The sequence below is a fragment of the Pseudomonas sp. LBUM1676 genome, from assembly GCF_059695605.1.
Genome location: NZ_CP166777.1, coordinates 2,940,506 through 2,951,857, shown reverse-complemented (window position 1 = coordinate 2,951,857; position 11,352 = coordinate 2,940,506). Strand labels below are relative to the sequence as shown.

12 protein-coding genes are annotated in these 11,352 nt (G+C 62.0%); 7 read left to right on the top strand and 5 right to left on the bottom strand.

Going from position 1 to position 11,352, the window contains the following annotated elements; translation table 11 throughout:
• Window positions 1–20 precede the first annotated feature (20 nt).
• Window positions 21–224, top strand: coding sequence for a hypothetical protein (locus tag ACA041_RS13870; protein WP_497441624.1), 204 nt, complete (start codon window positions 21–23; stop codon window positions 222–224).
• Between the two features lie 184 nt (window positions 225–408).
• On the opposite strand, the gene ACA041_RS13865 is transcribed toward ACA041_RS13870, so the two are convergent.
• Window positions 409–990 carry a DinB family protein gene (locus ACA041_RS13865; protein ID WP_497441623.1) on the bottom strand — a complete coding sequence of 194 codons (582 nt, stop codon included), beginning with the start codon at window positions 988–990 and terminating at the stop codon, window positions 409–411.
• 16 nt (window positions 991–1,006) lie between these two features.
• Window positions 1,007–2,125: a cell division protein ZapE gene (gene zapE / locus ACA041_RS13860; RefSeq protein ID WP_497442075.1), complete on the bottom strand. Its 1,119-nt coding sequence runs from the start codon at window positions 2,123–2,125 to the stop codon at window positions 1,007–1,009.
• 159 nt (window positions 2,126–2,284) lie between these two features.
• Here zapE and ACA041_RS13855 point away from each other — a divergent pair, with 159 nt between their 5' ends.
• Window positions 2,285–3,337, top strand: a complete 1,053-nt coding sequence (locus ACA041_RS13855; protein ID WP_497441622.1) for an aldo/keto reductase — start codon at window positions 2,285–2,287, stop codon at window positions 3,335–3,337.
• Window positions 3,338–3,466: 129 nt separating this feature from the next.
• Here ACA041_RS13855 and speB read toward each other — a convergent pair whose 3' ends face one another.
• Together speB and ACA041_RS13845 are read right to left on the bottom strand one after the other, a co-directional pair.
• On the bottom strand, window positions 3,467–4,426 hold the full coding sequence (gene speB, locus ACA041_RS13850) for an agmatinase (protein WP_497441621.1): 960 nt from the start codon (window positions 4,424–4,426) through the stop codon (window positions 3,467–3,469).
• An 11-nt stretch (window positions 4,427–4,437) separates the two neighbouring features.
• Window positions 4,438–5,532, bottom strand: coding sequence for a polyamine ABC transporter substrate-binding protein (locus ACA041_RS13845; protein WP_497441620.1), 1,095 nt, complete (start codon window positions 5,530–5,532; stop codon window positions 4,438–4,440).
• 101 nt (window positions 5,533–5,633) lie between these two features.
• Between ACA041_RS13845 and ACA041_RS13840 the strand changes: the two genes are divergently transcribed.
• From ACA041_RS13840 to ACA041_RS13825, 4 genes are all read left to right on the top strand, one after another.
• Complete coding sequence (locus ACA041_RS13840) at window positions 5,634–6,527, top strand: LysR family transcriptional regulator (RefSeq protein WP_497441619.1); 894 nt, start codon at window positions 5,634–5,636, stop codon at window positions 6,525–6,527.
• A 115-nt stretch (window positions 6,528–6,642) separates the two neighbouring features.
• Window positions 6,643–8,091: a nucleobase:cation symporter-2 family protein gene (locus ACA041_RS13835; RefSeq protein ID WP_497441618.1), complete on the top strand. Its 1,449-nt coding sequence runs from the start codon at window positions 6,643–6,645 to the stop codon at window positions 8,089–8,091.
• A gap of 125 nt (window positions 8,092–8,216) precedes the next feature.
• Window positions 8,217–8,690, top strand: coding sequence for an LEA/WHy family protein (locus ACA041_RS13830; protein WP_497441617.1), 474 nt, complete (start codon window positions 8,217–8,219; stop codon window positions 8,688–8,690).
• 51 nt (window positions 8,691–8,741) lie between these two features.
• A complete protein-coding gene (locus ACA041_RS13825; protein ID WP_497441616.1) occupies window positions 8,742–9,284 on the top strand; it encodes a GNAT family N-acetyltransferase in 543 nt (180 codons plus the stop codon).
• A 116-nt stretch (window positions 9,285–9,400) separates the two neighbouring features.
• On the opposite strand, the gene ACA041_RS13820 is transcribed toward ACA041_RS13825, so the two are convergent.
• Window positions 9,401–10,324 (bottom strand): carbon-nitrogen hydrolase family protein, encoded by a 924-nt coding sequence (locus ACA041_RS13820; protein WP_497441615.1) that lies wholly within the window; start codon window positions 10,322–10,324, stop codon window positions 9,401–9,403.
• An 85-nt stretch (window positions 10,325–10,409) separates the two neighbouring features.
• On the opposite strand from ACA041_RS13820, the gene ACA041_RS13815 reads away from it, so the two are divergent.
• The gene (locus ACA041_RS13815) at window positions 10,410–11,327 is read left to right on the top strand and encodes a LysR family transcriptional regulator (RefSeq protein WP_497441614.1); all 918 of its coding nucleotides are present in this window, start codon (window positions 10,410–10,412) and stop codon (window positions 11,325–11,327) included.
• The last annotated feature ends 25 nt before the right edge of the window (window positions 11,328–11,352 follow it).

Here is an 11,352-nt window from a genome sequence, read left to right as displayed (position 1 = left end):
TTCCTGATGGGAGGCACACCATGAAACGTACAGCCCTGATCATCGCCGGCCTGATGATATTCGTCTCGGCCGGCGCATTGGCCGAAGGTGGGGCAGAACGGATGCGGTACTACTTCGACAGCCTGCGGTTCAATCAACAGCAGGCCCAGGAGCGCACCGGTTCCGAAGTCCGGGTTCCGGACGATCAAACCGCGCAGATGACCGAGTCCTATAAGCCGAAATGACCGATGGACGTCCGATGGCCACATCGGACCTGTAGGAGCCGGCTTGCTGGCGAAGGCGGTTTGGCAGCCAACACCTTTACCGAATGTGCCGCCGTCTTCGCCAGCAAGTCGGCTCCTACGCGAGATAGGTGGCGTTCAGCGATTTCGTATCCACTGAAGAACCCTGAGCAGCGATCTTTTGCCTTTAATGCCCCCAGATCAAAGCCTCGGTCCACCCGAGCTCGGCGAAATCCGCAGCCCGCAAACCCGCCTCACCGGCACAGAAGAATTCGTCCAGTTGCGGCGGCTCGATGCTGGTACCGCTGAGCATCGAGTGAACCTGCCCCCGGTGATGAATCTGGTGCTCGAACAGGTGGGACAGCAGGCGCAAACGGCTGTCATGTTGTGGCGTGTCCCGGGCGATGGTCACGATCTTGCTCAGGTCGGCGTCGCGCATCTGCTCGCAGTAGGCGATCAGGCGCCTGTCCACCAGGGTTTGCTCGCGCTTGAGGTCGACAGCCGATGAACACGGCTCGTCCTCCTTGAAAAACACATAGCAATCGGGATGCGGGTCGTCGCCGCGCAACTCCCGCTCCAGCGCGTCCACATAAAACCAGTCGCAGGTCAGGATGTGATTGAGGGTCGCGTTCAGGCTGGGGAAGAAACTGACCCGGGGCGCCGCCAGCTCATCCGGACTCAAACGGCCCCAGGCCCCGGCGAGTCGATGATTGGCCCAGGCGTTCTGATAGGCCATGGTCAGCAAATGGTGAGACAGTGGCTGATTCATCTTCTCCTCGCGAATATCAAGCGTCGGCGAAACGTTGCAACTGCATTTCCTGTAGACGGCTGAGGGTACGGCGAAACGGAAATTCCAGATAACCCTCGGTGTAGAGCGATTCCATCGGCACTTGCGCTTCGAGGTACAGCGGCACTTTGCGGTCGTAGCATTCGTCCACCAGGGCGATGAACCGCCGTACGCCGTCGTCGTGCACCGACAACTGTGGCAACTCGCGATCCCCTGCCACCACGCGCTCGACGCCGTCTTCAGTGCCGCGAGCGATGCGTGCGGCGCGTTTCTGCGCGCTGAGGTTGGGCACCTCACTCAAAAGGATAGCGCTGAAGGTGTCGCACAGCGCCATGAAATCCATGGCGGCCAAGGGCTGCTCGCAAAGATCGGCATAGCGGCTCCAGAGCACGGTTTTACTGGCCTGCACCACATCGAGCGAACGGTAACCGACCTTGATCGGATCACTGCAAACAGACTGTCCGACCGTCAGTGCCTTGAACACCTCATCCAGTGCCCCGGGCTGCCCGGGTGCGGCCACCCAATACCGTTGCAGGCCTGTGCCCGGGTGCAGGCGATGATCTTCGCTGCCATCCACCGCAATCACCTGCATGTGCCGCTTGATCGCCTCGATGGCCGGCACGAACCGGTCGCGATTGAAACCATCAGCATAGAGCTGGTCCGGTGGCTGATTGGAGGTGCAGACCACCACCACGCCCTGCTCGAACATCACCTGGAACAGGCGCCCGAGGATGATCGCGTCACCGATGTCGTTGACGAACAGCTCATCGAAGCACAACACGCGCACTTCCTGACTCAGTTCGTGGGCCAGGGCCTGCAGCGGGTCGGCGGTGCCGGTCAGCTGGAACGAACGCTGATGCACCCAGCCCATAAAGTGATGGAAGTGCTGGCGCCGCGCCGGAACCCGCAAGCTCTGGTAGAACTGATCCATCAACCAGGTCTTGCCGCGCCCGACCGGGCCCCACAGGTACACGCCGGTGATCGGCGTGCGCCCTTCATGCAGCGCTTCATGGCATTTTTGCAGCGCCCACACGGCATGTTCCTGGGCTTCGTCCTGGACGAAGCCTTTGTGTTCGATGGCGTGCTGCCAGGCGCTGAGGGGGGAGTCGAGCTTCATGCGCGGCAGTATGCCATGTCCGCCACAGGAGATATCCAGCCGGACACATTCCCGGTCATTCGAAAACGTCTTGACGAAATATATTTCCAGCATCATATTAAATACATGTCGAGCATCATTTATATTTGAACCCAGCGTTTTCCTTCAAGGAGCCACCCCATGCATTACAAAGTCTTCGGCCGCAAAACCGGCTTGCGGGTCTCGGAACTGGCGCTGGGCGCCGGCAATTTCGGCACCGGCTGGGGGCATGGCGCCGAGCGCGATGAAGCCCGACGGATTTTCGATGGCTACCTGGAGGCTGGCGGCAACTTCATCGACACCGCCAACGGCTATCAGGCCGGTCAGTCGGAAGCGATACTCGGCGAGTTCATCGCCGCGGAACGGGATCGCCTGGTCATTGCTACCAAGTACAGCATGGGGACTACACCGGCTGCGGGCATTTCCCACACCGGCAACAACCGCAAGAATATGGTGCGCGCCGTGGAAGAAAGCCTGACCCGGCTCAAGACTGATCACATCGACCTGTTCTGGGCGCACATCAGCGATGGTGTGACGCCGATGGAAGAAATCCTGCGCGGCTTCGACGATTTGGTGCGCGCCGGCAAGATTCATTACGCCGGGCTGTCGAACTTCCCGGCGTGGCGAATCGCGCGGGCCGATCTGCTGGCCGAGGTTCGCGGCTTTGCCCCGATTGCGGCGATCCAGGTGGAATACAGCCTCGCCGAACGCACGGCCGAACGTGAGCAGCTGCCGATGGCCGAAGCCCTGGGCCTGGCGGCGACCTTGTGGTCGCCACTGGGTGGCGGGTTCCTCACCGGCAAATACCGCAGCAACGATGGTGACAACCGCGCCGCCAAACTCGGCATGCTGATTCACGCTGAGAAAGGCGCCCGTGAAACCGCCCTGCTCGACACTTTGCTGACCGTCGCCGCGGAACTGGCAGCCAGCCCGACTCATGTGGCCATTGCCTGGCTGCGGGAGAAAGCCAGGCGTTCGACTGCAACCCTGATTCCGATTCTGGGATCGCGGACTCGTGAGCAACTGGATGCGACCTTGGGTGCGCTGGATGTGCAGTTGAGTGCAGACCAACTGTCGAGACTCGATGGCGTCAGCGGTGTGGCAATGGGTGTGCCCCATGAATCCATTGCCGGATCGATGGCACGGTTTACCGGGGTTGAAACCCTGGATCTGCCAATCATTCCAGTGGCCTGAATACAGATCAAAATGTGGGAGCGAGCCTGCTCGCGAAGAGGCCCTTTCAGTCAATATGAATATTGAATGTCAGACCGCTTTCGTCGGAACGCCGCCCGGAGCAGGCTCGCTCCCACATTGGCCTGTGTGTTACCGGTCGACCTTATGCCTGGCCGCATACAGACACAGCATCTCCATCGCCAACGTCGCCGCAGCCAACGAGGTGATGTCCGCACTGTCATAGGCCGGCGCCACTTCCACCACGTCCATCCCCACCAGATTGATCCCGCGCAGTCCGCCGAGGATTTCCAGCGCCTGCACCGTGCTCAAGCCGCCACACACCGGCGTTCCGGTGCCCGGCGCAAAGGCCGGGTCGAGGCAGTCGATGTCGAACGTCAGGTACACCGGGTGATCCCCGACCCGTGCCCGGATCGCCTCGACAATCGCATCAACCCCGCGCCGATGCACCTGTCGCGCATCCAGTACCGCAAAGCCCTGATGATCGTCATTGGTGGTGCGCAACCCGATCTGCACCGAACGCGAAGGATCTACCAGCCCTTCCCTGGCCGCATGCCAGAACATGGTGCCGTGGTCGATGCGCTTGCCGCTTTCGTCCGGCCAGGTATCGCTGTGGGCGTCGAAGTGGATCAGCGACAGCGCGCCATGTTTGCGCGCATGTGCCTTGAGCAGCGGATAGGTGATGAAGTGATCACCGCCGAACGTCAGCATCGCGCTGCCCGCATCGAGGATGTGCCCGGCATGGGCCTCGATGCTTTCCGGCCCGGACTGCGGAGTACCGTAATCGAAATCGCAATCGCCGTAGTCGATCACGGCCAGGTGGTCGAAGGGATCGAAGGTCCAGGGCCAGTGACGTTCCCAGGCAATCCCGGTGGACGCGGCGCGGATGGCGCGCGGCCCGAAACGTGCGCCCGGGCGGTTGCTGGTGGCGGTGTCGAACGGCACACCGCTGACGGCTACGTCGACGCCGCGCAAGTCGCGACTGTAGCGACGACGCATGAAGCTGGTGATGCCGGCGTAGGTGCTCTCGGCGGCGGTGCCATAAAGACTGTCACGGGTGATGGCTTGATCGTTCTGCACTGGGACGTCCATTGAAGGGATCCTTACTGTTGGCGGCTACGGAAAGTGGTCCACAGGCGGGTGCGCTGGCGCATGTCCTTGAGGCTCATGCTGCGGTCGGCGTACAGCCGCTCGCGCACACCTGCAGGTGGGTAGATGTCCGGATCGGTGCGCACCGCTTCATCCACCAGCGGCGTCGCGGCCTGGTTGGCGGTGGCGAAGAACAGCGTGTTGGTCAGTGCCGCGACGGATTCGGGGCGCAACATGAACTCGATGAACCGGCGGGCTGCTTCGGGGTGAGGCGCATCCTTGGGGATCGCCAGGTTGTCCTGCCACACCAGCGTGCCTTCGCGCGGAATCCGGTACGCCACTTCGAACGGCTTGTTGGCCTTGCGTGCCTGATCGGCGGCCATGCTGGCGTCACCGTTGTAAGTCAGTGCCAGGCAGACGCTGCCGTTGGCCAGGTCGTTGATCTGCCGGCCGCTGGCGACGTACAGCACCGAAGGCTGCAATTGATGCAACAACGCCTGCGCCGCTTCAAGATCACGCGTGTCTCGGCTATAGGGATCCTTGCCCAGGTAGTGCAACGCCAGACCGATCACTTCCTGCGGCGAGTCGATGATCGCAATGCCGCAGTCCTTCAGTTTGCTGGCGTATTCGGGTTTGAACAGCAGGTCCAGGCTGTTGAGCGGCACGTCCGGCAAGCGCTTTTGCACCGCCTGGACATTCATCCCGAGCCCCAGCGTGCCCCAAGTATAGGGCACACCGTAGCGGTTGCCCGGATCGACCGCCGCGAGTTTTTGCAACAGATCAGGGTCAAGGTTGGCGTAGCCATTGAGCCCTTCCCGGGGAATGGCCAGTAGTGCGCCGGCCGCCAGGCCACGGGCCAGGACACTGGACGACGGCACCACCACGTCATAACCGCTGCCACCGGTGAGCAGTTTGGTTTCGAGCACTTCCGGCGCATCGAACGTGTCGTAACGCACGTGAATACCGGTTTCCTGTTCGAAACGCTGCAAGGTCTCGGGGGCGACGTAATCGGCCCAACTGTAGAGATTGACGACTTGTTCCTCGGCCTGGGCGCAGACAGCCACGGCGAAAAACAGCGCGGGGAAACACAGCTTGGATAAAGGAGCCATGACGAACACCTGACCGGAGGAAGTGGCTGCAGGATGCGACGTCGGATACATTGATAAAATACCAAGTCAATTATCCTGACATTATCCAGGAGTAATGTTTGATGCTCGGCCAACTCCACGACCTCGACCTTCAGCTGCTGCGCCTGTTCGTCAGCGTGGTGGAGTGTGGCGGTTTCAGTGCGGCCCAGGGTGAACTGGGCCTGAGTCAGTCGAGCATCAGCCAGCAAATGGCCAGGCTCGAGACCCGGCTCGGCTATCGCCTGTGCAGTCGCGGCAAGGGCGGATTCAGGGTCACCCCCAAGGGCGAACAACTGCTCACCGCGACCCGCGGCTTGTTCCAGTCCATCGAGGCGTTTCGTCATCAATCCAACGGCGTGGCCGGCCGCTTGATCGGCGAAGTGCGCCTGGGGTTGTCCGAGGCGCTCGATCAATCGGTGCTGCAACGGGTGGCCGAGGCTATCCGGCGCTTTCGCGAGCGGGACGAATCGGTGCGCATCGAATTGATCAGCGCCATGCCGGGGGAGATGGAACGACTGCTGCTGCAACAGCGGCTGGACCTGGCAATCGGCTATTTCTCACAGGTGCAAAGCGCGTTTGACTACCGCGAACTGTTCAGTGAGACCCAGCACTTGTACTGCGCACCGGGGCATCCGCTGTTCACCGATGATGCACCGGACGATGACGCCCTCCAGGCTTGCGATCGGGTCGATCACCCTTACCGTTTTCTGCGCAGCGATGAGCCGTTCCAGGGCAAGCTGTGTTCGGCGCGCTCGGAACAGGTCGAAGGCACCCTCGCCTTCATTCTTTCCGGCAAGCACGTCGGGTATTTGCCCAGCCACTTTGCCAGGAGCTGGGAGGACAAGGGCTTGCTCAGGAGCGTGCGTCGAGAGGACATGAGTTTTGACGTGGCATTCCATCTGGCCCGTCATCGCGCGCAGGTGCCGGGGGATGCGCAGAAGGCCTTTGAAGAGGATTTGCTCGCGGCGTTTGCCTGAAGTCCTGCGACGAACTTGTGGGAGCCATCGGACTCATCGCTCGCCTCAAAATGGTGTTTCTGGCATCCTGCGCCTCCATTTTTTGACCGGCCCGCCTTCTGGCACGCACACCACCATGACCGCCTCTGAAAAAGCCCCTGCCCCGCGCCACAACGACCTGATCTACGGCCTCGACGACCGCCCGCACCTGACCGCCACCGTCTTCGCCGCCCTGCAACACGTATTGGCGAGTTTCGTCGGCATCATCACCCCGACCTTGATCATGGGCAGTGCCCTGGGCCTGCAGAGCGAAGTGCCGTACCTGATCAGCATGGCGCTGTTCGTCTCGGGCCTGGGCACGTTCGTCCAGGCGCGGCGCTTCGGTCCGGTCGGTTCGGGTCTGCTGTGTCTGCAAGGCACCAGTTTCTCGTTTATCAGCGTGATTCTCAGTGCCGGGTTCATGGTCAAGGCCCGGGGTGGCGGCACCGACGAAATCCTCTCGACGATCTTTGGCGTGTGTTTTTTTGCCGCGTTCATCGAAGTGGTGTTGAGCCAGTTCATCGGCAAACTGCGCATGCTCATCACTCCGGTGGTGACCGGGACCATCATCACCCTCATGGGCCTGTCGCTGATCAAGGTCGCCATGACCGACATCGCCGGCGGTTTCGGCGCGGTGGACCTGGGCGCCGCCAGTCACCTGGGGTTGGCGGCCCTGGTCCTCGGCACCATTGTCGTGTTGAACCGGGTCGATGTGCCGTTTTTGCGCCTCGGGGCGATTGTCATCGGCTTGACGCTCGGCTACGTCGTGGCCTGGTGGATGGGTGACGTCAATTTCGCCAGCCTGCCCGACGTGCCACTGATGAGCGTGCCGGTGCCGTTCAAGTACGGTTTCTCCTTCGACTGGGTGGCGTTCGTGCCAGTGGCGGTGATTTTCCTGGTGTCGCCGCTGGAAGCTGCCGGCGACCTGACCGCCAACTCGATGATTTCCCGGCAGCCGGTCAAGGGCCCGATCTACATCCGCCGGATCAAGTCCGGTTTGCTCGCCGACGGTCTCAACTCGGCCATGGCCGCGGTATTCAACAGTATGCCGATGGTGACCTTCGCCCAGAACAACGGGGTGATTCAGCTCACCGGCGTGGCCAGCCGCTACGTGGCGTTCTTCATTGCCGGCCTGTTGGTGGTGCTGGGGTTGTTCCCGATGATCGGCGCGGTACTGCAGCTGATGCCCAAACCCGTACTCGGCGGCGCCGAACTGGTGATGTTCGGCACTGTCGCCGTGGCCGGGATCAAGATCCTCGCCGAAGCCGGCCTGCACCGGCGCAACATGCTGATCGTAGCGATTTCCATCGGCATGGGCCTGGGGGTGGCGGCCGTGCCGCAAGTGCTGCGTGAATTGCCCCAGGCGCTGCACAATATCTTCGAATCGCCGATCACCGTCGGTGCCTTGTGCGCGATCGTGCTCAATATCTTTCTGCCCGAGGAGTTCATCGAGCTGGAAGAAGATGATTTCGATCCGGAAGCCTCGATCCTGCAGGTCATGGAGAATCCACCGGGCCCTGAAGCTGCCGCTGGCCGCAACCGCTGAAGGCAACAAGTGACAGCCCGCAGCGAACCCCTCACAGTGAACGTGGTCGCACAGGTTGAACCGCTGAATGAGCTCAAGGATCGAGCCAGCGTGGTTCGATCCCCTTTTCTGTCGAGAGCCCCTTCATGCGCAGACTCCTCGCTTTACCCCTCTCGTTGCTGTTGCTCTCCCTGAGCGCCTGCGCCCTGCTGCCCAATCGTGATCCGCTGAACGTCAACGTCGTCGGTTTCGAGCCGCTGCCGAGCCAGGACATGGAAGTGCGTTTTGCCGTGAAGATCCGCGTACAAAACCCCAACGAAACCGCCATCGACTACAACGGCGTGGCCCTGGACCTGGAGGTCAACGGCCAGGCACTTGCCTCGGGGGTCAGTGATCAGGCGGGCACCATTGCGCGTTTTTCCGACACCGTGCTGACCGTGCCGGTGAGCGTTTCGGCGTTCTCGGTGCTGCGCCAGACATGGGGCCTGAGCCAGACGCAGTCGCTGAACAACGTGCCTTACGTGCTGCGCGGCAAACTGGCCGGCGGCTTGTTTGGCACCCTGCGTTTTGTCGACAGTGGCAAACTCAGTCTGCCGGGACCGAATGCCACACCCCGGTAAATCCGGCGCTGGCGATTACGTTCAATACGGATAGACAAGGAGGCAACACCCATGGACATTCCCACGCTCTACACCGAACGCCTGATCCTGCGCCCGCTGGATCTGGCCGATGCCGAGGCGATCCAGCAACAGTTCCCGCACTGGGAGGTGGTGCGCTATCTGAACGCCCTGGTGCCCTGGCCTTATCCCGCCGACGGCGCGCTGATTTATCTGCGGGACATCGCCCTGCCAGCGATGGCCCGCGCCGAGCAATGGCACTGGTCGATCCGCTTGAAGTCGGCACCCGGGCAACTGATCGGCAATGTCAGCCTGATGAATGAGCAGGACAACAACCGCGGCTTCTGGCTCGCTCCGCAATGGCAAGGCCAGGGCTTGATGAGCGAAGCCAGTGCCGCCGTGACCGGATACTGGTTCGAAACGCTCGGCCGTTCCGTGCTGCGCGTACCGAAAGCGGCGCCCAACATCGGCTCGCGTAAACTGTCGCAACGCACGGGTATGCGCCTGATCCGCACCGACGAGGGCGACTTCGTCAGCGGTCGATTGGCGAGGGAAATATGGGAAATCACCCGTGAAGAGTGGCTGAAGCTGCGCTGAAGATCCCACGTGGGAGCGGGCTTTCTCCGGGCGGCGTTCCGACGAAAGCGGTCTGTCAGTCAACATATCCACTGAATGTGCCACCGCCTTCGCCAGCAAGCCGGCTCCCACAGGGGTCATGCGGTGAAGCGGACGCCGGGTTTGGCTCTCTCGTCCACCACCAGCTCGAACACATCCGGGCGCGCGTAGTGCCCGACCACGTCGAAGTCGTAACGGGCGCGAATCAGGTCGTCGGTGTCGATTTCGGCGCTGAGCAAACCGGCACCACCGCGCAGGGGCCCAGCCAGCACGTCTCCCATCGGCCCGATGATCACACTGCCACCGGCAATCAGCGCCCGGTCCGCCGGCCAGTTGGCGATCGCCATGCCCAGGGCTTGCGGTGAGTCCTGGACCTGGCAGGCGCTGATCACGAAGCAACGCCCTTCATGGGCGATATGACGCATGCTCACCTGCCACATGTCCCGCTCGTCCACCGTTGGCGCGCACCAGACCTCCACGCCCTTGGCGTACATCGCGGTGCGCAGCAGCGGCATCATGTTTTCCCAGCACACCAGCGCACCGATCCGCCCCACTTGGCTGTCGATCACCGGCAGGGTCGAACCATCGCCCTTGCCCCAGATTAGCCGTTCGGTACCCGTCGGCATCAGCTTGCGGTGTTTGGCCACCAACCCGTCCTGGGGATCGAAGTACAACGCGGTGCAGTACAAAGTGCTGCCGGCGCATTCGATGACACCGATCACCAGATTGGCCCCGGTGCGCGCCGACAACCCGGCCAACGCCTCGGTTTCCACGCCGGGCACGTCGATGGCGTTGGCGAAATACCGGGCAAAGGCTTCACGACCTTCCGGCAGTCGATAGCCCAGTTGCGTGCCGAAGCCCTCGCCCTTGGGGTAACCGCCGAGCAGCGCTTCGGGCATGACCACCAGCGCGGCGCCGGATTCAATAATAGCGTTCTCGTACGAGAGGATCTGTTCCAGGGTCTCGGCCTTGCCGCCGGGCAAGGCGCCGATTTGCAGGGCAGCGACGATTGACTTGGGCATGGAGGTCTCCGAAAGTTGATGAGGTGGTTGCTCATTCTCAGTCGTCGATGGATCATGAATAAAGACCGATTCACTGCTGAATGATATGAACCCGATGAATATCGCCTCCGTCGATCTCAACTTGCTTAAAGTCTTCGAAGCCTTGCACGAGGAGTCGGGCGCCAGTCGTGCCGCATTGCGTCTGGGCGTCACGCAATCGGCGGTCAGCGCCGCATTGCGCCGTCTACGGGAGCTGTATGGCGATCAATTGTTCGTGCGCACTGGCCGCGGCCTGGCGCCGACACTCAAGGCCAATCAACTGAAACCGGTGGTCAGCGAGGCGCTGAACAAATGTCGGCAGAGCCTGGCGATGGTGGACCCGAGCGCCAATCATTACGAGGGGCGCTCGGTCACTATTGGCCTGTCGGATGATTTCGAGATCGCTTATGGGCGACGGTTGATCGAGGAGATTGCCCGCCGCGCACCCAAGCTGCGACTGATCTTTCGCCAGACCCACAGCCAGATCGTCGCCCGGGCATTGATGGAACGCAGCGTGGATCTGGCCATTACCGCTGGCGGTTTTGCCGAGCGGTTGCTCAGTCGTCAGGTGCTCGGTGAGGGCAGCTATCGCTGCCTGGTCGACCCATCGAGCCTGGCCGAGGGACAACACAGTATCAGTCTCGAGGAATTCGTCGCCCGCGAGCATATCCTGGTGTCCTCCGGCGGCTTTATCGGGATCACCGACGAAGGGTTGGCGGCGCTCGGCTTGAGTCGGCGGGTGTGTGCCTCGACCACCCACTTTGCGGCGTTACCGCACTTGCTCAAGGGCAGCCAGGCGGTGGCGACGATTCCAGCCCACGCCGCCCAAAGTATCGCCGCGCTCAGCGGCCTGGCGTTGCTGCCCTGCCCGCTGGACTTGCCGCATTACCCGATCGAACTGGGCTGGCGCACCGGCAACCAGCTCGATCCGCTGGTAGTGATCGTGCGTGAAGCGATTGTGGCGAGCTTTTCGCGCACCCAATAACCGTCCTGATGTTGCACGTGGGCCC

Excerpts from the sequence above, each read along its gene's own strand:
- ACA041_RS13870 (WP_497441624.1), top strand. The coding sequence starts at position 21 with ATGAAACGTACAGCCCTGATCATCGCCGGCCTGATGATATTCGTCTCG.
- ACA041_RS13865 (WP_497441623.1), bottom strand. The coding sequence starts at position 990 with ATGAATCAGCCACTGTCTCACCATTTGCTGACCATGGCCTATCAGAAC.
- zapE (WP_497442075.1), bottom strand. The coding sequence starts at position 2,125 with ATGAAGCTCGACTCCCCCCTCAGCGCCTGGCAGCACGCCATCGAACAC.
- ACA041_RS13855 (WP_497441622.1), top strand. The coding sequence starts at position 2,285 with ATGCATTACAAAGTCTTCGGCCGCAAAACCGGCTTGCGGGTCTCGGAA.
- speB (WP_497441621.1), bottom strand. The coding sequence starts at position 4,426 with ATGGACGTCCCAGTGCAGAACGATCAAGCCATCACCCGTGACAGTCTT.
- ACA041_RS13845 (WP_497441620.1), bottom strand. The coding sequence starts at position 5,532 with ATGGCTCCTTTATCCAAGCTGTGTTTCCCCGCGCTGTTTTTCGCCGTG.
- ACA041_RS13840 (WP_497441619.1), top strand. The coding sequence starts at position 5,634 with ATGCTCGGCCAACTCCACGACCTCGACCTTCAGCTGCTGCGCCTGTTC.
- ACA041_RS13835 (WP_497441618.1), top strand. The coding sequence starts at position 6,643 with ATGACCGCCTCTGAAAAAGCCCCTGCCCCGCGCCACAACGACCTGATC.
- ACA041_RS13830 (WP_497441617.1), top strand. The coding sequence starts at position 8,217 with ATGCGCAGACTCCTCGCTTTACCCCTCTCGTTGCTGTTGCTCTCCCTG.
- ACA041_RS13825 (WP_497441616.1), top strand. The coding sequence starts at position 8,742 with ATGGACATTCCCACGCTCTACACCGAACGCCTGATCCTGCGCCCGCTG.
- ACA041_RS13820 (WP_497441615.1), bottom strand. The coding sequence starts at position 10,324 with ATGCCCAAGTCAATCGTCGCTGCCCTGCAAATCGGCGCCTTGCCCGGC.
- ACA041_RS13815 (WP_497441614.1), top strand. The coding sequence starts at position 10,410 with ATGAACCCGATGAATATCGCCTCCGTCGATCTCAACTTGCTTAAAGTC.